The 18,811-nt window shown below is 72.7% G+C and carries 13 protein-coding genes, 1 pseudogene and 1 riboswitch; of the genes and pseudogenes, 6 read left to right on the forward strand and 8 right to left on the reverse strand.

Going from position 1 to position 18,811, the window contains the following annotated elements:
* Positions 1–1,245 carry a DUF6350 family protein gene (locus OG607_RS17385; protein ID WP_405724085.1) on the reverse strand — a complete coding sequence of 415 codons (1,245 nt, stop codon included), beginning with the start codon at positions 1,243–1,245 and terminating at the stop codon, positions 1–3.
* 77 nt (positions 1,246–1,322) lie between these two features.
* Between OG607_RS17385 and OG607_RS17390 the strand changes: the two genes are divergently transcribed.
* Positions 1,323–2,120, forward strand: a complete 798-nt coding sequence (locus OG607_RS17390; protein ID WP_405724086.1) for a sigma factor-like helix-turn-helix DNA-binding protein — start codon at positions 1,323–1,325, stop codon at positions 2,118–2,120.
* A gap of 87 nt (positions 2,121–2,207) precedes the next feature.
* Here OG607_RS17390 and sucD read toward each other — a convergent pair whose 3' ends face one another.
* The 5 genes from sucD to OG607_RS17415 all read right to left on the reverse strand — a co-directional run bounded on the left by sucD (position 2,208) and on the right by OG607_RS17415 (position 8,984).
* A complete protein-coding gene (gene sucD / locus OG607_RS17395; RefSeq protein ID WP_405724087.1) occupies positions 2,208–3,092 on the reverse strand; it encodes a succinate--CoA ligase subunit alpha in 885 nt (294 codons plus the stop codon).
* Between the two features lie 21 nt (positions 3,093–3,113).
* Complete coding sequence (gene sucC, locus OG607_RS17400; protein ID WP_405724088.1) at positions 3,114–4,289, reverse strand: ADP-forming succinate--CoA ligase subunit beta; 1,176 nt, start codon at positions 4,287–4,289, stop codon at positions 3,114–3,116.
* A 237-nt stretch (positions 4,290–4,526) separates the two neighbouring features.
* Positions 4,527–5,660: a VWA domain-containing protein gene (locus tag OG607_RS17405; RefSeq protein ID WP_405724089.1), complete on the reverse strand. Its 1,134-nt coding sequence runs from the start codon at positions 5,658–5,660 to the stop codon at positions 4,527–4,529.
* Positions 5,653–7,896 carry a DUF5682 family protein gene (locus tag OG607_RS17410; RefSeq protein ID WP_405724090.1) on the reverse strand — a complete coding sequence of 748 codons (2,244 nt, stop codon included), beginning with the start codon at positions 7,894–7,896 and terminating at the stop codon, positions 5,653–5,655. The genes OG607_RS17405 and OG607_RS17410 overlap by 8 nt, the downstream gene beginning before the upstream one ends.
* Positions 7,893–8,984 (reverse strand): AAA family ATPase, encoded by a 1,092-nt coding sequence (locus tag OG607_RS17415; RefSeq protein ID WP_405724091.1) that lies wholly within the window; start codon positions 8,982–8,984, stop codon positions 7,893–7,895. Before OG607_RS17415 ends, OG607_RS17410 begins: the two co-directional genes overlap by 4 nt.
* Positions 8,985–9,141: 157 nt before the next feature.
* On the opposite strand from OG607_RS17415, the gene OG607_RS17420 reads away from it, so the two are divergent.
* Together OG607_RS17420 and OG607_RS17425 are read left to right on the forward strand one after the other, a co-directional pair.
* Positions 9,142–10,461, forward strand: coding sequence for an SWIM zinc finger family protein (locus OG607_RS17420; RefSeq protein WP_405724092.1), 1,320 nt, complete (start codon positions 9,142–9,144; stop codon positions 10,459–10,461).
* 52 nt (positions 10,462–10,513) lie between these two features.
* Positions 10,514–12,004: a DUF5691 domain-containing protein gene (locus tag OG607_RS17425; protein WP_405724093.1), complete on the forward strand. Its 1,491-nt coding sequence runs from the start codon at positions 10,514–10,516 to the stop codon at positions 12,002–12,004.
* A gap of 49 nt (positions 12,005–12,053) precedes the next feature.
* On the opposite strand, the gene OG607_RS17430 is transcribed toward OG607_RS17425, so the two are convergent.
* Complete coding sequence (locus OG607_RS17430) at positions 12,054–12,467, reverse strand: cobalamin B12-binding domain-containing protein (RefSeq protein ID WP_405724094.1); 414 nt, start codon at positions 12,465–12,467, stop codon at positions 12,054–12,056.
* A 230-nt stretch (positions 12,468–12,697) separates the two neighbouring features.
* Between OG607_RS17430 and OG607_RS17435 the strand changes: the two genes are divergently transcribed.
* Together OG607_RS17435 and OG607_RS17440 are read left to right on the forward strand one after the other, a co-directional pair.
* Positions 12,698–13,504 carry an esterase/lipase family protein gene (locus tag OG607_RS17435; RefSeq protein WP_405724095.1) on the forward strand — a complete coding sequence of 269 codons (807 nt, stop codon included), beginning with the start codon at positions 12,698–12,700 and terminating at the stop codon, positions 13,502–13,504.
* A gap of 347 nt (positions 13,505–13,851) precedes the next feature.
* Positions 13,852–14,742, forward strand: a pseudogene (locus tag OG607_RS17440) (M23 family metallopeptidase); the annotation flags it as partial.
* Between the two features lie 127 nt (positions 14,743–14,869).
* Here the strand turns inward: OG607_RS17440 and pcrA are convergent.
* Positions 14,870–17,368, reverse strand: coding sequence for a DNA helicase PcrA (gene pcrA / locus OG607_RS17445; RefSeq protein WP_405724096.1), 2,499 nt, complete (start codon positions 17,366–17,368; stop codon positions 14,870–14,872).
* 174 nt (positions 17,369–17,542) lie between these two features.
* Positions 17,543–17,709, forward strand: a riboswitch (cyclic di-AMP (ydaO/yuaA leader).
* Positions 17,710–17,718: 9 nt separating this feature from the next.
* On the opposite strand from pcrA, the gene OG607_RS17450 reads away from it, so the two are divergent.
* Positions 17,719–18,807 carry an NlpC/P60 family protein gene (locus tag OG607_RS17450; protein ID WP_405724097.1) on the forward strand — a complete coding sequence of 363 codons (1,089 nt, stop codon included), beginning with the start codon at positions 17,719–17,721 and terminating at the stop codon, positions 18,805–18,807.
* The last annotated feature ends 4 nt before the right edge of the window (positions 18,808–18,811 follow it).

Raw genomic sequence — 18,811 nt, forward strand, 5'->3', positions numbered from 1 at the left:
TCAGCCCTCGTCCCGGAGCCGCTGCCACCGCAGCACAAGCGCCGCCGGGACACCGACGGCCACCGTCCAGCCCGCCGCGGCCGCCGCCGTGAGCCACACCGAAGGCCCGAAGCCGGCCATCGCGCCGGCGCCGACCGGCCCGGAGGCGACCGCGGCCAGCAGCCCCATCGCCAGACCGCAGAGCAGCGCGGCCGAGGCCGCCACCCCGGTCGTGGCCCAGGCCGTGCGGCGACGGGCGACGGTGAAGTGCCCGAGCACCACCCCCGCGCACACCGGAAGCACCAGCACCGCCCAGCTCAGCGCCGTGCCACGGCCTTCCCCCGGCAGCGCGGACAGCAGCGGGAAATCCGGAAGCACGGGATACCCGAAGGCCCGGCCCGGGCCCACCGCGCTGCCGGCGCCGACGGTGAAGCCGGGGCCCAAGGCGTACGACGCGCCCCACACGGCGGCGTTCGGGACGAACGCGGCCGCGAGCAGCAGCACCGCCAACTGCCCGGCCAGGGCCCCGCTCAGCTGCCCGAAGTCGTCCGCGGACGCGCCCGCGTGCCACGCCAGCGAGACGGCCGTGAGCAGCGCCCCACCGCCGACGAGCACCGCGGCGCCCGCCGCGGCCGCCCGCAGGGCGGCCACGGTCGCCTCGCGCGGCAGCACACCGGGCAGCGGAAGCGGCGGGCGCCCCCGCTCGGCCCACACCCCGGCCCCGGCCGCGAGCGCGGCGAAGAGCGGGAGGTGCAGCAGTGCGGCGAGCGCGTCGCTGCGCACGGGTCCGTACGAGGTGTAGAGCACGGCGCAGGCGCCCACCGCCGTGTAGCCGCCGACGAGCCAGCCCAGCAGGGACAGGCTGTGGTGGTCCTCGGCGATCGCGTCCGCGCCCGCCCGGAAGAGCAGCCACGCGGGGAGCGCGACCAGCAGCAGCGGCGTCAGGGCGGCGGGGGCGGGGGCCCCGGAGAGCGTCTCGGTCCGTACCAGGCCCACGCCATGCGCGAGCAGCCAGACATCGGCCGCGACATGCAGGGCTCCCTCGATGCCGCCGCTGTCCGGATAGGGCGAGATGATCCACAGGAAGAGCACCAGAACGGCCGCCGCCCCCAGCCCGAGCCCGGCCGCCGCCACGCCCCCCACGAAGGCCGCCGGGCCGCGCTCGTTCAGGGACAGCATGGGTCGCAGAGATCGCAGAGACGGCAGGGAGCGCAGGGAGCGCAGGGAGCGCAGGGACGGGACGCGGTCGCGCAGGTGGCTGCTCACGGCACCCCATGCTGCCAAGAACACCCCTTTCGCCCCGGCAGCATGCGAATGACCGTCGTGTCGCTGAATATGACGCTATGCGGCTTATCGCTTCATCACGCACCGAGCCATCGGCCCCCGCATCGGCCTTCGACTCCCTCCACACGCACTGCGCGAGCCCCCTCGTCCGCCAGGTCGAGCTGCTGACCGGCAACCCCCGGCTCGCCCGCCGTGCCGTACGGCACGCCTTCGGCCTCGCCTGGCAGCACTGGCCCGCCGTCGCCGTCGATCCCGACCCCGTGGCCTGGATCCGGGCGGCGGCCTACGACCACGCCCTGGCCCCCTGGCGGCGCCGGCTCCCCGGCCGCCGCCCGCGCCGCCGCGCCACCACCGGCCCCGCCGTCGCCCTGCGCACCGCGCTGCTGCGGCTGCCGCCGGCCTCCCGGCGTACGGTCCTCCTCTACGACGGCCTGGGCCTGGACCTCCCCGAGACCGCCGCCGAGACCGCCGCGAGCACGGCCGCTGCCGCCGCCCGCATCATGCGGGCCCGCGCCGCGCTCGGCGAGGGCGCGGGCACCCGGCTGGCCGAACTGCTGCAATCGCCGGACGAAGCCCATACGGCCCGGCAGACGCCCGCCTCCGTACGGCGGCGCAGCGAACGCCGCATACGGTGCCAGACGCTCGGCGCGCTGGCGCTGACGGCCGCCGTGGCCGCCGGCATCGGCGCGGCCGTCGTGCTGGAGCCGGCGCACCGGACGGCCGCGCCCCCGCCGGCGGCCGCGTCCGTACGCGAGCCCCCGAACACGCAGGACAGCACGGAGGACACCGAGCTGCGCCGCGGCGCATCGAGCTGCACGCCGTACGACGCGTGGTGCGGGGAGGCCGCGCCCCGCTAGGCCTGTCCGGGCGAGGCCGAGGCACGGGTGAACGGCGACGGGCCCGCCCCCCGAAGGGAGCGGGCCCGCGACCGGTGAGGCAGAGAATCAGCCCTCGAGGATGGCGCGCGCGAGCAGCGCCGTCTCCGACGGGGTCTTGCCGACCTTGACGCCGGCGGCCTCCAGGGCCTCCTTCTTCGCCTGGGCGGTGCCCGACGAACCGGAGACGATGGCGCCCGCGTGGCCCATGGTCTTGCCCTCGGGGGCGGTGAAGCCCGCGACGTAGCCGACGACCGGCTTGGTCACGTTCTTGGCGATGTAGTCCGCCGCCCGCTCCTCCGCGTCGCCGCCGATCTCGCCGATCATGACGATCAGGTCGGTGTCGGGGTCGGCCTCGAAGGCCGCGAGCGCGTCGATGTGGGTGGTGCCGATGACCGGGTCGCCACCGATGCCGACGGCCGAGGAGAAGCCGATGTCACGGAGCTCGTACATCATCTGGTAGGTCAGCGTGCCGGACTTCGACACCAGACCGATCCGGCCGGGCTTGGTGATGTCGCCCGGGATGATGCCCGCGTTGGACTGGCCGGGGGTGATCAGGCCGGGGCAGTTCGGGCCGATGATCCGGGTCTTGTTGCCCTTGCTGGACGCGTACGCCCAGAAGGCGGCGGAGTCGTGGACCGCGATGCCCTCGGTGATGACGACCGCGAGGCCGATCTCGGCGTCGATGGCCTCGATGACGGCGGCCTTGGCGAAGGCCGGCGGCACGAACAGGACGCTGACGTTGGCGCCGGTGGCCTCGATGGCCTCGGCGACCGAGCCGAAGACCGGTACCTCGGTGCCGTCGAAGTCAACGGTGGTGCCCGCCTTGCGCGGGTTCACACCGCCGACGATGTTGGTGCCGTCGGCCAGCATGAGCTTGGTGTGCTTCATGCCGGTGGCGCCGGTCATGCCCTGGACGATGACCTTGCTGTCCTTGGTGAGGAAGATAGCCATGGTTCTGGAGTCCCTCTTCCCTTACTTCGCGGCCGCGAGCTCGGCGGCCTTGTCAGCCGCGCCGTCCATGGTGTCCACGCGCTGCACGAGCGGGTGGTTGGCGTCGGAGAGGATCTTGCGACCCAGGTCCGCGTTGTTGCCGTCGAGGCGGACGACGAGCGGCTTGGTGACCGCCTCGCCCTTCTCCTCAAGGAGCGCGAGGGCCTGGACGATGCCGTTGGCGACCTCGTCACAGGCGGTGATGCCACCGAAGACGTTGACGAACACGGACTTGACGTCCGGGTCGCCGAGGATGATCTCCAGGCCGTTCGCCATCACCTGGGCGGACGCGCCGCCGCCGATGTCGAGGAAGTTGGCCGGCTTGACGCCGGAGTGCTTCTCACCGGCGTACGCGACGACGTCCAGGGTGCTCATGACGAGACCCGCGCCGTTGCCGATGATGCCGACCTCACCGTCGAGCTTGACGTAGTTGAGGTTCTTGGCCTTGGCCGCGGCCTCCAGCGGGTTCGCCGCGGCGTGGTCGACCAGCGCCTCGTGGCCCGGCTGGCGGAACTCGGCGTTCTCGTCCAGGGAGACCTTGCCGTCGAGCGCAATGACCTTGCCGTCACCGGTCTTGACCAGCGGGTTCACCTCGACGAGGAGGGCGTCCTCCTCGATGAAGACCTTCCACAGCGTCTTCAGGACCTCCACGATCTGGTCGTGCAGCTCCGGCGCGAACTTCGCCGCCTCGACGATCTCGCGGGCCTTCGCCTCGGTCACGCCCTCGATGGCGTCCACCGGGATCTTGGCCAGCGCCTCGGGGTTCTCCTCGGCGACGACCTCGATCTCGACACCGCCCTCGACGGAGGCCATGGCGAGGAAGGTGCGGTTGGTGCGGTCCAGCAGGAAGGAGACGTAGTACTCCTCCGCGATGTCCGCGGTCTGGGCCAGCATCACCTTGTGGACCGTGTGGCCCTTGATGTCCATGCCCAGAATGGCCTCGGCCTTGACGACCGCGTCATCCGGGTCGGAGGCCAGCTTCACGCCGCCGGCCTTGCCTCGGCCACCGACCTTCACCTGTGCCTTGACGACCGCGCGGCCGCCCAGGCGCTCTGCCACCTCGCGCGCCGCCTCAGGCGTTTCGATGACTTCACCGGCCAGCACCGGTACACCGTGCTTGGCGAAGAGGTCCCTCGCCTGGTACTCGAACAGGTCCACGCGCGTCCGTCCTTGGTAATCGCGGGTTGCTTGTCTGCCTGAGCGTGCCGCCACGGGGTCGTCGCTTGACGTCTTCGCACGAATCCGGATCATTCGGACCGGTCGTACGGGGGCGCACACGTCGTCCGAGCACGCGGCATGTCCGTCTCGCAGGTTATCCCCGTGCGGGGTGCACCGGAAATTCGCAGCTCGATCGGGGGCGGTGAGAACAGTCACAGAGCGGCTCAGGCAGCGGCCTCAGGCGGTGGGATCCGGCACCGGCAGTGGCCGCTTCTCGATGGCCGCCGCCATGATCTCCGGGAAGAGATCCGGTGTACACGCGAAAGCCGGCGCCCCCAGCGCGGCCAGCGCCGCCGCGTGCTCCCGGTCGTAGGACGGCGCGCCCTCGTCGGACAGCGCGAGCAACGCCACGAACTGCACGCCGGCCGCCTTCATCGAGGCGACCCGCTTCAGCATCTCGTCGCGTATCCCGCCCTCGTACAGATCGCTGATGAGGACGACGACGGTCTCGGCGGGCCGGGTGATCAGGGACTGGCAGTAGGCGAGCGCCCGGTTGATGTCCGTGCCGCCGCCGAGCTGTGTGCCGAACAGGACATCGACCGGATCCTCCAGCCGGTCGGTCAGATCCACGACGGAGGTGTCGAAGACCACCAGCTTGGTGTCGATGCTCCGCATCGAGGCCAGCACCGCCCCGAAGACCGACGCGTAGACGACGGACGCCGCCATCGACCCGGACTGGTCGATGCACAGCACGACATCCTTCTTCACCGCCTGCGAGGCCCGGCCGTGGCCCACCAGCCGCTCCGGCACGATCGTCCGTTGTTCGGGGAGGTAGTTCTTCAGGTTGGCCCGTATCGTGCGGTCCCAGTCGATGTCGCGGTGCCGGGGGCGGTTCACCCTCGCCGACCGGTCCAGCGCACCGCCCACCGTCGCCCGAGTCCGGGTCGCCAGCTTCTTCTCCAGGTCGTCGACCACCTTGCGGACGACGGCCCGGGCGGTCTGCCTGGTCGTCTCCGGCATCGCCTTGTGCAGCGACAGCAGAGTCCCCACCAGGTGTACGTCGGCCTCCACCGCCTCCAGCATCTCCGGCTCCAGCAGCAGCGCGGACAGCCCGAGCCGGTCTATGGCGTCCCGCTGCATCACCTGCACGACGGACGTCGGGAAGTACTCCCGGATGTCCCCCAGCCACCGCGCCACCTGCGGCGCCGACCCGCCCAGCCCGGCGGTACGCGGCTCGCCGCCCTGTCCCCCGTACAGCGCCCCCAACGTCCGGTCCATCCCGGCGTCCCGCCCCGCCAGCTCCTGCCCGGTGCCGTCGGCCGGTCCCCCGCCCAGCACGAGACGCCAGCGCCGCAGTCGTTCGTCAGTCATGCCATCCCCTTTCGCCACCCAGCCCGCCCAGCAGCAGCCGCACCGTCGGCAGCACCGCATCGGCCCTGGCCGCATCGAGCCCCGCGCCGAACCCGGCCGCGTCACCGGCCTCCGCCGTCTTGCCCCGCCGGACCAGCTCCCCCAGCGTCCGCCGCACCCCCGGCTCGAACTCGGCGAACGTACGCCGCAGCAGCGGCAGCACATCGTCGAAGGCGCTCCCCGGCACCGACGACAGCCAGCCGTCCACCAGCCCCAGCAGCCGCTCGTCGTGGACGAGCAGCATCCCGCCGCCGCTCAGGAAGCCCTCCACCCACCCGGCCGCGTCCTGCGGCGCCGTGCCCGACGACAGGGCGAGCCCCATCAGCCGCTCGGCCTCCTCCCCCTCGATCCGGCCTCCGTCGACCAGCAGCCGCGTCGCGCTCCCCCGCAGCACCCCCGGTACGCTCCCGTCCCGCTCGGCGAGCCCCCGCAGGACCGCAGCCCACCGCTCCCCCAGCTCGTCGTCGCGGAGCAGGCCCACGGCCTGGTGCACCGCCCGCACATGCCCCCGCATCTCCGCCGCAGCGTCCGCGTCGAGGCTTCCGCACGCGGGCGGCAGGCCGATGCAGACCCGCTCGGCCAGGCCGCGCGCGACCTCCTCCAGCGCGGCGGAGTCCGTGCCGCGCACATCGCCGTAGCGCACGGCCCGTACGAGGGCCGGCAGCGCCGCCGCCAGGTGTGCGACATCCGCGTCGAGGGCGGCCCGGTCGGCCAGCACCCGCATGACCGTCGGCAGCGCGTCCGGCAGGTCCGCGAGCAGGCAGCGCTCGGCGAGCCCGGTGACCTCGGCCAGCGCCGTCGCGCCGACGGCGGCGTCCTCGGCCTTCGCCGTCGCGGCGGAGCGGACCGTGGTGCCCCAGATGCCCGCCTCGGCCACCTGGACCGCCAGCTCGGGCTCCCAGCGCAGCCGCCAGGTCTCCCGGAAGGTCCCGGTCCCGGAGCGGGAGGGTATGAGCTCGCCCCAGCCGATGCCCAGCAGCCGCAGCCGGTGCAGCAGCCGGCTCCGGCCGGCGTCCGTGTCCTTGCGCAGGTCCAGCTCCACCTCCCGTTCCGCCGCCTCGCCCTTCAGGCGGAGCCGGCGCTGCTCGCGCGCCAGGTCGCGCGCCAGGGGAACGGCGGGCGCGCCGTCCGGCACCTCGCCGAGGACATCGCCGACGACCAGGCGGTCGCGTATGAGGGCCAGCGGTATGTCGGAGCCGTCGCACATCACCGCCCGTACGGCGTCGGTTGTCTCGCTCAGCCCGGCGAGCGGCCGGCCGCGCATCGCGGCGAGGGTGTCGGCGAGCCGCACCGCCTCGATGACGTGCGCGGAGGACACCGGCAGGTCCTCCTCCCTCAGGAGCCCGGCGACCTTTGTCATCCAGCGGGTCACCGGCCGGTCGGGGGCGGTGAACAGATGCCGGTACCAGCCCGGCGACGCTATCCCCGCCCCGTATCCGCTCGACCTCGACAGCCGCCGGTGCGTCCACGGCACCCAGGTGATCTCGACCTTCACCCTGGGCAGCCCCCTGAGCAGCGCCCGGTCGGAGGTGGCCGTGGCCTTCCCGGCCAGTGCCGGGACATGCCACGCTCCGCACACCACGGCCACCCGCTCGTGCTCGCGGCCGGCCTGCCGTATCCGCAGCCGCATGTGCGCCTCCCGCACCGCGTCCTCCGGGTGGCCCCCGTCCCCGTACGCCTCCCGCAGCGCCCCCATGGCCTCGCCCAGCGCCTCGAAGGCGCCCAGCGGGTCGGCCTCGCTCCCTCGGTGCTCCACGGCGTCCTCCCACCACCGCTCGGGGTCGTCGAAACCGGCCGTCTCGGCGAGCACGGCGAGGGGATCGACCCGGACGTCCTCCTGGGCGCCCTGCGGGCCGTCCTCGCCGTCCCGCGCCGCCAGCGAGTGCGCGGCGGGGAGGTCGATGAAGCTCACCGGCACCTCCCGGGCGAGCGCCCAGCGGATCGCCGTCCACTCCGGCGAGAACTCCGCGAACGGCCAGAACCCGGCCCGCGACGGGTCGTCCACGGCGTGCGCCAGCAAGGCGACCGGCGGCCGCATCCCCTCGTCGGCGGCCAGCCCCACCACCGCGTCCGCCTCCGGCGGGCCCTCGATCAGCACGATCCCCGGCTCGTACCGGTCCAGGGCCGCGCGCACCGCCCGGGCGGACCCGGGCCCGTGATGCCGCACGCCGAGCAGAGCAGTGGTCGCAGTGGTCATCGCGACACCTCCCGGCAGGCCCGGTAGAAGTCCTTCCAGCCGTCCCGCTCGCGGACCACCGTCTCCAGGTACTCCTGCCACACCACCCGGTCCGCCGCCGGATCGCGTATCACCGCGCCCAGCAGGCCGGCCGCGACATCGCCCGCCCGCAGCACCCCGTCGCCGAAGTGCGCCGCCAGCGCCAGCCCGCTGGTCACCACCGAGATCGCCTCGGCCGTGGAGAGCGTCCCGGAGGGCGACTTGACCTTCGTACGCCCGTCGGCGGTCACTCCGCCGCGCAGCTCGCGGAAGACCGTGACGACGCGGCGGATCTCGTCCGTGCCGTCCGGCAGGGCCGGCAGCTCCAGCGAGCGGCCGAGCTGGCCGACCCGGCGGGTGACGATGTCGACCTCGTCCTCCACCGACGCGGGCAACGGCAGCACCACGGTGTTGAAACGCCGCCGCAGCGCGCTGGACAGGTCGTTGACCCCCCGGTCGCGGTCATTGGCGGTCGCGATCAGATTGAAGCCGCGGACGGCCTGCGTCTCGGAGCCCAGCTCCGGTATCGGCAGGGTCTTCTCGGACAGGATCGTGATCAGCGTGTCCTGCACATCCGCCGGGATCCGGGTCAGCTCCTCCACCCGCGCGATCCGGCCCTCGGCCATCGCCCGCATGACCGGGCTGGGCACCAGCGCGTCCCGGCTCGGGCCGTTCGTGAGCAGCTGCGCGTAGTTCCAGCCGTAGCGGATGGCTTCCTCCGGCGTGCCGGCGGTGCCCTGGACCAGCAGCGTCGAATCCCCGCTGACCGCCGCCGCCAGGTGTTCGGACACCCAGGTCTTGGCCGTGCCCGGCACGCCGAGCAGCAGCAGCGCCCGGTCCGTGGCCAGCGTCGTGACGGCGACCTCGACGATCCGTCGCGGGCCCACGTACTTCGGTGTGATGACCGTGCCGTCCGGGAGCGCCCCGCCCAGCAGGTAGGTCGCCACCGCCCACGGCGACAGGTTCCAGCGGGCGGGACGCGGCCGGTCGTCGGCCGCCGCGAGGGCCTTGAGCTCATGGGCGAACGCGTCCTCGGCATGCGGCCGGAGCGTGGTGTCGTCGACAGACATGAGTAGCCGGTCCCCCTTTTTTCACGCACGTCGAATGGAACGGACGACCCGTCAGCCCCCGTTCTCACCGCGGGCCGTCCGTGGTTCCAACGATGCATCACGGCACTGACAATCGGCCCGGGCCCGATTGTCAGTGCCTGCCTCTACCGTCGTTGACATGGCGGAAGAAGGAGCAGAACAGCTGCAGCGGTGGACGGCGGACCAGGTTCTGGCACTGGCCCCTGACGCCTCGTCACGCAAGGCCGGGGCCGGGCTCGCGGCGCCCGCGCCCTGGTCCGGCACGGGCACGGCCGGCTCGGCGCTGTGGGGGCTGTGCGCGGGCAGCGGCGGCAATCCGTACCGCACGGCCATCGACATGGCCGGGCCCGGCTACAAGTGCAGCTGCCCGAGCCGCAAGTTCCCCTGCAAGCACGCGATCGGGCTGCTGCTCCTGTGGTCCGGCGGCTCGGTGCCCGACGCGGCCGACCGGGGCCCCGACTGGGTGACCGATTGGCTGGACGCCCGGCGGGAGCGGGAGGAGCGGCCCGCACCCGCCTCGGCCGGGGTCGCCGACCCGGCCGCCGCCCGGCAACGGGCCGAGCGGCGGGCGGCCCGGGTGGCGGCGGGTGCCGCCGAGCTCGACCGGCGGCTCGCCGATCTGCTGCGCGGCGGGCTGGCCGGCGCGGAGCGGGAGGGCTACGGGCAGTGGGACGAGGTCGCCGCGCGCATGGTCGACGCCCAGGCGCCGGGACTCGCCTCGCGGGTGCGGGAGCTGGGGGCGGTGGTCGGTGCGGGCGGGGACTGGCCGGCCCGGCTGCTGGAGGAGGCATCGCTGCTTCACCTGCTCACCCAGGGGTACGCACGGCAGGACCGGCTCCCGGAGGCGCTGGCCGCCACGGTCCGTACGCGGGTCGGCTTCACCAGCGCCGCCGGGACGGACGCCGTACGTGACCGCTGGCTGGTCCTGGCCCAGCACGACACCGCCGATGACCGGCTGACGACCCGTCGCATCTGGCTGCACGGCGTCTCCGGAGGGCGTCCGGCCCTTCTGCTCTCCTTCGGCGCGGCCGGCCGTGCGCCCGAGCTCGCCCTCCCCGTCGGTCTCTGCCTCGACGCCGGCCTCTCGTACCACCCCGCCGCCCGCCCGCTGCGCGCCGCCCTCGGCCCCGCCTACGGCGCCCCTTCCCCGGGCCCCGTCCCGCCCGGCACGGCCGTCGGGCCCGCCCTCTCCTCCTACGGCGCCGCCCTCGCCGACGACCCCTGGCTCGACGCCTGGCCCGTCGTCCTCACCGGCGTCGTCCCCATACCGGCGCCCACGGGGTGGCAGCTCGCCGACGCGGACGGCGTTGACGCGCTCCCGCTCGCGGCCCGCGCCACGCCCTGGCAGCTCGCCGCGGTCTCCGGAGGGCACCCCGTCACGGTCTTCGGTGAGCTGGGGCATCGCGGCTTCCAGCCGTTCACGGTGTGGGGGACGGACGGGGTGGCGCTGCCGCTGTGAGGACGGGTCAAAGGCAGCCGCACGGATACCACGACGAAGGGAGAGCCGGACGATGACCTGGCCGGATCTGATCGGCACGGCCCTGCTGGGCACGGACCGCAGGGGCGGCGAGCCGACCGCCCTGCTGGCGACGGCGGCTACGGAAACCGTAAGACGTCGTGCGGGGCTGCGCCCGGCGACGGCAGGCGAGCGACCGGCCCCCGCGCAGCCGGACAGCCGCCCGTCGCTGCCGGACGCGGCCCGGCGACGGCTGGCGCTGCTGCTGGCTGACCGCAAGAGCGCGGGGGCGGGCGGGGGCCGGCGGGGCGCGGCGCCGAATCTGGGGGAGCTGCTGCCGCAGTGGCTGGCGGCGGCGAACGCACGCGGATACGCGGCGCCGCCCGCGCTGCTGCCGGCGCTGCTGGACGCGGCGCGGGCACGCACGGACCTGAGGGCGGAGGCACTCACGCTGGCGGGCCCCAGGGCGCTGTGGCTGGCGGGGCTGAACCCGGACTGGCGGTACGCGCTCCGCACGGGGGCCATGGCGCCCCGGCTCGATCCCGGCGTATGGGAGGAGGGCCTCTTCGCGGAGCGCGTGGCCCACCTCGCGCAGCTGCGCGCACGCGACCCGGAGGCGGCGCTCGCGCTGCTGCGTACGACCTGGGCGACGGAGCGGGCCGAGGACCGGCTGATGTTCGTGGACTCGCTGCGCGAGGGCCTGTCACCGGCCGACGAGCCGTTCCTGGAGCAGGCACTGTCGGACCGGAGCCGCAATGTGCGGGCGACGGCCGCCGAGCTGCTGTCGGCGTTGCCGGGCTCGGCGCTGGGGGCGCGGATGGCGGGCCGGGCCCGGAGCTGTGTGTCGATGGCCGTAGCCGGGGAGCGGATCGTCGTGGAGGCTCCGTACGAGTGCGATACCGCGATGGAGCGGGACGGCATCGTGCCGGTGCCCCCGGCGGGCCGCGGGGAGCGGGCGTGGTGGTTCGGGCAGCTGGTGGACGCGACACCGCTGGCGGCATGGCGGGAGCGGTTCGGGGGCCGCACTCCGGAGCAGATCATCGGACTGCCGGTGGCGGACGAGTGGCAGAGCGACCTGCACGCGGCCTGGTGCCGGGCGGCGGTGCGGCAGCGGGACGCGGACTGGGCGCGGGCCCTGCTGGGGCAGGCGCCGGTCGGGGACCCGGCGAAGCTGCTGTCCGTGCTGCCGCCTCAGGAGCGCGCGGCCTGGGTGGCCCGGTTCATCGCGTCGAACGGGCTGTCCGAGGCCTTCCAGATGCTCGCCGTGTGCGCGGTGCCCTGGGCCGAGCCGCTGGGCCGGGCGGTGGTCGACGCGCTCGACATCGCCCGGGACGCCGGGAACTACCCGTGGAGCTTCAGCGGCGTCATGGGCCTGGCGGAGCGCTGCCTGGACCCGGCGGAGGCGGACCGGGCCACGCCGCTCACGGCGATACCGGACGAGTCCGCCGACGCCACGCCCGGCGCGGGCACCTACTGGGCGGAGGCCTTCCAGCGGCTCGTCGGGACGCTGCGGCTGCGGGCCGAGATGCTGGCCGAACTCGGATAGCCCACGCCTCGGACAGCTCAGGCCTCGGGCAGCTCAGGCCTCGGGCAGCTCAGGCCTCGGCCGGCTGCCGTACGTTCGCGCGGACCCAGTCCACCGCGGCGCCGGTCGGCGTGCCCGGGGTGAAGATCTCAGCGACGCCGAGCGCCTTGAGGGGGGCGATGTCGGCGTCGGGGATGATGCCGCCGCCGAAGACCTTGATGTCGGCCGCGTCGCGGTCCCGGAGCAGGTCCAGGACCTTGGCGAAGAGGGTCATGTGGGCGCCGGACAGAACGGACAGCCCGATGGCGTCGGCGTCCTCCTGGATGGCGGTGTCGACGATCTGCTCCGGGGTCTGGTGGAGGCCGGTGTAGATGACCTCCATGCCCGCGTCCCGCAGGGCCCGGGCGATGACCTTGGCCCCCCGGTCATGGCCGTCGAGCCCCGGCTTGGCCACCACGACGCGGATCGGTCCGGACACGCCCATCGCTGCCTCCCTCGTACGAGTAAACGAACGTTATCGCCAGCATCCCTTACCCGGACAGTTTTACGAAGCTGCCAGAAGGGGAAATCACATATGGGACACGTACAAGTTCGCAACGCGTCGGGCCCGCAGACGGCACCTGCTCAGACCGGGGGCCGCGCGCGGGCCCCCGCGTTCTTCGGCACACGGGGGACAGGGACGGATCCCGGCGTGCCGTGCACGGGAGGTGGGCCATGGGCGTCCTGTCTTTCGGAGCCGCAGATCGTCTGCTGCGCCAAGCGGCATACGTACGAGCTGCCGCTGTCGAGATCGCGATCCTGACCGGGCATCTGCTCCTCTATCCGACCGGAATCTTCCAGGAACGCGACGCCGAGCTCGCGGAAATGCCGCGAATCCCCGCCCCCGGACCCGGCGCGCACCCGCCCGTCCTCCTCATGCACGGCTTCGCGGACAACCGCTCGGTGTTCGCACTGCTGCGCCGCTCCCTGCGCCGGCACGGCTGGACGCACGTCCAGGGGCTCAACTACTCACCCCTCACCTGCGACATCCGCGCCGCCGCCGCCCTGCTGGGCCACCACATCGAACAGACCTGCGAACGCACCGGCCACAGCCAGGTCGACATCGTCGGCCACAGCCTCGGCGGCCTGATCGCGCGCTACTACGTACAGCGCCTCGGCGGCGACCGCCGGGTCCGCACCCTGGTCACCCTGGGCACCCCGCACTCCGGCACCCGGGCCGCACCCCTGCTCAACCCGCACCCGATCGTCCGCCAGATGCGGCCCGATTCCGAACTCATGGAGGAGCTCACCAGACCCGCCCCGGGCTGCCGCACCCGCTTCGTCGCTTTCTGGAGCGACCTCGACGAATTGATGAATCCGGTCGAAACCGCCCGTCTCGACCACGCGGATCTCGCCACCCGGAATGTGCACATCGCCGGAATCGGACATCTCACCATGCCCGTGCACGCGGCCGTCGCGGCCGGGATCCGACAGGCACTGATGGGCGAGGAACTGGCTTCCGACACCGTGAACGCCGCGTAGGACGGCACAGCCGTCGAAACCGTATCGAACACAAAGCATTGCGCGTGCCCGAAACCTGCCGAAGATTGTCCCCGCCGCCCGCAGGGGGATACAGTCGCCGCTAATTCTCGTGCTGCCGAGGCGAAAGAGAAGCGGTGAACGATCCGAACTACAGCTCCTACGGGGCCGTGGGTGCCGTGTACGCGGACGACGATCCGCTCTTCGGCGCGGTGCCGGGCGGTGCGGTACCCGGCGGTGCCGTGTACACCGAGGCATACGCCTACGAGACCTACCCGGAGCAGCAGTACTCGGATTACCACCAGCAGCAGTACCACCAGCCGTACGCAGAGCAGCCGCAGTACGTCGAGCCCACCCCCGAGTTCCAGGTCTACTACGAGCCGGAACCCGAGCCCGAGGCCGAACCCGAGTTCTCGTACGAAGCTCACGAAGCGTACGAAGAGCCCGAGGCGGAGCCCGAGCCCGAAACCGCAGCAGAGCCCGCCGCCCCCGGCCCGCGAAGCGCCGCGCGAAGCGCAGCCCGCAGCCGTCGCCGGCGCCCCGCCAAGCGCTCGGCGCTGCTGACCATCGCCGTGCCCTCCGTGGCCGTCGTGGGCGTCGCGGCCTGCGCGGCCGCCGCCGTGACCACGACCACCGCCGGAACGGGCACCACCAAGACCCAGGCCGACGGCTCCACCGGCACCACCACCAGCAAGCTCGACCAACAGCTCGCCGGGGTCAGCCGCAAGGCCGACGACTTCGCGGAGCGGGCCAGCCGGACCCAGGAGCGGCTGGACCTCAAGGAGCGCCAGGCGGTCGAGAAACAGAAACAGGCCGCCGCGGCCGCCGCCAAGGAAGCCGCCCGGCCCAAGATCGTGCTCCCGGTGACGCAGAAGGGCCTCAGCGCCTACTTCGGCCAGGCCGGCGTCAACTGGATGTCGGTCCACACCGGCATCGACTTCCCGGTCAGCTACGGGACCCCCGTGATGGCCGCGACCGACGGCACCGTCCGCACCCAGTGGAACAGCTCCTACGGCAACATGGCCATAGTCACCTCCCCGGACGGCACCGAGACCTGGTACTGCCACCTCAGCAGCACCAAGATCCGTTCCGGTTCCGTCAAGGCGGGCGAGGTCATCGCCTACTCGGGCAACTCCGGCAACTCCACCGGCCCGCACCTCCACTTCGAGGTGCGCCCGGCCGGCGGCGCCGCCATCGACCCCCTGCAGTGGCTGCTCGCGAAGGGCCTCGACCCGCGCTGAGGCAGCCGCCCGGCCTATAAGGGGCGCGTGGGGGTACCCCCGGCCGAAGGGTGGGGGAGAACGGAGCGACCAGCCGGCCACGGTCCGCACCTTGGGCACCGGGCCTTCGCGGGCTTCGCGCGAAGCGCTAAAGCTTCTCCACCGGCGCGTACCGCAGCAGCAGCCGCTTCGGCTTCTCCTCGCCGAAATCGACCGTCGCCTCCGCCGTGTCCCCCGCGCCCTTGACCGCGACGACGGTCCCGAGCCCGAACGAGTCGTGCGTGACCCGGTCGCCGACCCTCAGCGCGACCACCGGCCGCTCCTTCGCCCCGCCTCGACGGGTCGCGAAGCCGCTCGACCCGGCCTTGGCCCGTGCCAGCAGGGAGGGCCCCGAAGCGGCCAGCGCCGCGGCCGAGGCAGAGGAGACCGACGGAGCCGCCGAGCCGCCCGTGCGCTTCCAGTCGATCAGCGTGGGCGGAATCTCCTCCAGGAACCGCGAGGGCGGGTTGTACGAGGGCTGCCCCCAGGCGCTGCGCATCGTGGACCGGGTGACGTAGAGCCGCTCCCGGGCCCGCGTGATGCCGACGTAGGCGAGCCGGCGCTCCTCCTCCAGCTCCTTGGTCTGGCCGAGGGCGCGCATGTGCGGGAAGACGCCGTCCTCCATGCCGGTCAGGAAGACGACGGGGAATTCGAGACCCTTCGCCGTGTGCAGCGTCATCAGCGTTATGACGCCGCCGCCTTCCTCGTCATCGGGGATCTGGTCGGAGTCGGCGACGAGCGCGACGCGCTCCAGGAAATCCGCCAGTGTCCCTGGCGTTCCCGGGGTCCCCGGGCCCTCCTCGGCCTCGGCGGTGCGCTCCTGCTCGTACTCCAGGGCCACCGCCGCAAGCTCCTGAAGGTTCTCCACCCGGGTCTCGTCCTGCGGGTCCGTGGAGGACTGCAGCTCCGCCAGATAGCCCGTTCGCTCCAGCACGGCCTCCAGCACGGTGGCCGGGCCGGCGCCGGACTCCACGACCGTACGCAGCTCCTCCAGCAGGTCGTTGAAGCGCCGGACGGCGTTCGTGGACCGCGCGGCCATGCCGTACGCCTCGTCGACCCGCCGCAGGGCGGCGGCGAAGGAGATCTTCTCCCGCAGCGCCAGCGCGTCGAGCATCGCCTCGGCGCGGTCGCCGATGCCGCGCTTGGGCACGTTCAGGATGCGCCGCAGCGGGACGGTGTCCTCGGGGTTGGCGAGCACCCGCAGGTACGCGAGGACGTCGCGGACCTCCTTGCGCTCGTAGAAGCGGACGCCGCCGACGACCTTGTAGGGCAGGCCGACGCGGATGAAGATCTCCTCGAAGACCCGGGACTGGGCGTTGGTGCGGTAGAAGACCGCGACATCACCGGGCCGGGCGTCGCCCGCGTCCGTCAGCCGGTCGATCTCCTCGGCGATGTACTGCGCCTCGTCGTGCTCCTGGTCAGCGACGTAGCCGGTGATGACGGGGCCGTCCCCGGCCTCGGTCCACAGGTTCTTGGGCCGCCGCGACGCGTTCCGCTCGATGACGGCGTTCGCGGCCGTCAGGATCGTCTGCGTGGAGCGGTAGTTCTGCTCCAGCAGGATCGTGCGGGCCTGTGGATAGTCCTCCTCGAACTGGAGGATGTTGCGGATGGTGGCGCCGCGGAAGGCGTAGATGGACTGGTCCGCGTCACCGACCACGCACAGCTCGGCGGGGTGGTCCTCGGGCCCGCCCGGCCCGACCAGCTCGCGCACCAGGGTGTACTGGGCGTGGTTGGTGTCCTGGTACTCGTCGACGAGGACGTGCCGGAAGCGCCGCCGGTAGTGCTCGGCCACGTCCGGGAAGGCCTGGAGCAGGTTGACGGTGGTCATGATGATGTCGTCGAAGTCCAGCGCGTTGGCCTCGCGCAGCCGCGACTGGTAGAGGACGTACGCCTCGGCGAGCTTCTTCTCGAAGGGGTTCTCCGCCTGGGCGACGAAGGTCTCCTCGTCGACCAGCTCGTTCTTGAGGTTGGAGACCTTGGCGCTGAAGGACTTCGGCGGGTACTGCTTCGGGTCCAGGTCCAGATCCCGGCAGACCAGGGCCATCAGCCGCTTGGAGTCGGCGCCGTCGTAGATCGAGAAGCTGGAGGTGAAGCCGAGCCGCTTGCTCTCCCGGCGCAGGATCCGTACGCAGGCGCTGTGGAAGGTCAGCACCCACATCGCGTTCGCGCGGGGGCCGATCAGCTGCTCGACGCGCTCCTTCATCTCGCCGGCGGCCTTGTTGGTGAAGGTGATCGCCAGGATCTCGCCCGGGTGCACATGCCGGGTCGCCAGCAGGTGCGCGATCCGGTGCGTCAGGACGCGGGTCTTGCCGGAGCCGGCGCCCGCGACGATGAGCAGCGGCCCGCCCGCGTGCTCGACGGCGGCACGCTGCTGCTCGTTCAGCCCGTCGAGCAGCGCGGCGGCGTCGATGACCGGCCGGTGGGCGCCGTCCCGGTAGTACGCGTCCCGGTCCACGGGCGCGTCGAAACGGCCCCCGAACAGGTCGTCCGGGATCCGCTCCGGGGCGTGGTCCCCCGCATGGTCCCCGGCGTGGTCCTCGGGCGGCGGAGGGGGGCCGTCGGAAGGCTCGAAGTCGGCCAGGAAGCTGTCGTCAAAGAGGCTGCTCATCGCCTCCCGAGTCTAGGCCGTGGGACTGACAGCCCCTGCCCGAACCTGTGCGTACATTAAAAGTCACGAATTGGTTTCGGGACAAACCGAACATCAGTCTTCCCAAGCGCCACTTCCGTTGATTACGGTTCCGCATCAGGCGGCCCGCCCTCCCGGCGGCGACCGTGCCGTCACGGGCCGCCTCCGCTGAGTCCGGCGCGAGCCGGAGCCGGGGACCCACGCACGACGACCTTGGGGTGAATCGGTCCGCACGTCCGTCAGACACGGGCGCCACGACCGTAGGGCGACTTCCGAAGCCCGAACCCGACAGCTAACCCGGTAAGCGGTCGACGGAAGAAGGAGCGGCCGCCTTGGCGACGCACCGCAAGCCCCGTACCGGCATACTCACCGCCCCCGGCCCCAGAGCGGCCGTGGGGCTCACGACCGCCGCACTGGCGACGGTCACCCTCTTCGGCGAGAGCGCGAGCGCGGCCCCGTCCGCCGGCAGCACCACGGCCTCCATCAAGCAGGTGCAGGCCCGGGTGAACAAGCTGTACGAGCAGGCCGAGGTCGCCACCGAGAAGTACAACGCCGCCAAGGACAAGGCCGACAAGCAGCGCACCACCGCCGACCAGCTGCTGGACGAGGTCGCCCGCAAGACCGCCAAGCTCAACGCCACCCGCGACACCCTGGGCGAGTACGCCGCCGCCCAGTACCGCAGCGGCGGCCTGGACACCACCACGACGTACCTGCTGGCCAACGACCCGCAGCAGCTCCTGGACAACGCCCACGTGATGGACCGGATGTCCGGCCGCACCGAGGCCGCCCTGGAGACCTTCCGTACGCAGACGATCGAGATCGCCCAGGAGCGCGCCAAGGCCGTCGAGAGCCTGACGAAGCTGGACGACGCCCAGCAGGAGCTCAACAAGGAGAAGAAGGCGGTCCAGCAGAAGCTGACCACCGCGCAGAAGCTCCTCAACACCCTCACCGCCAAGGAGAAGGCCCGGCTCGCGGCCATCCAGAAGGCGGCGGACGCCGCGGCCGCGGCGAAGGCCTCTGCCAGTAGCAGCTCGTCCTCCTCGTCGAGCTCGTCCAGCTCGACGACCACCAGCACCAAGGCCGCCAAGGCCATCGCCTTCGCCCGCGCCCAGCTCGGCAAGCCGTACGTCTACGGCGCCACCGGCCCGAACTCCTACGACTGCTCAGGCCTCACCCAGGCCTCCTGGGCAGCCGCCGGCGTCTCCATCCCCCGCGTGGCCGCCGCCCAGTACAGCTACGGCACCAAGATCAGCGCCTCCGAGCTCCAGCCGGGCGACCTGGTCTTCTTCTACTCCGGCATCAGCCACGTCGGCCTCTACATCGGCGGCGGCCAGATGATCCACGCCCCGCACACGGGCACCGTCGTCAAGATCGCCCCGATCAGCGAGATGCCCATTGCGGGCTACGCCCGCATGGCGTAACCCA

This window comes from Streptomyces sp. NBC_01537, assembly GCF_045040445.1.
Lineage (GTDB): Bacteria > Actinomycetota > Actinomycetes > Streptomycetales > Streptomycetaceae > Actinacidiphila.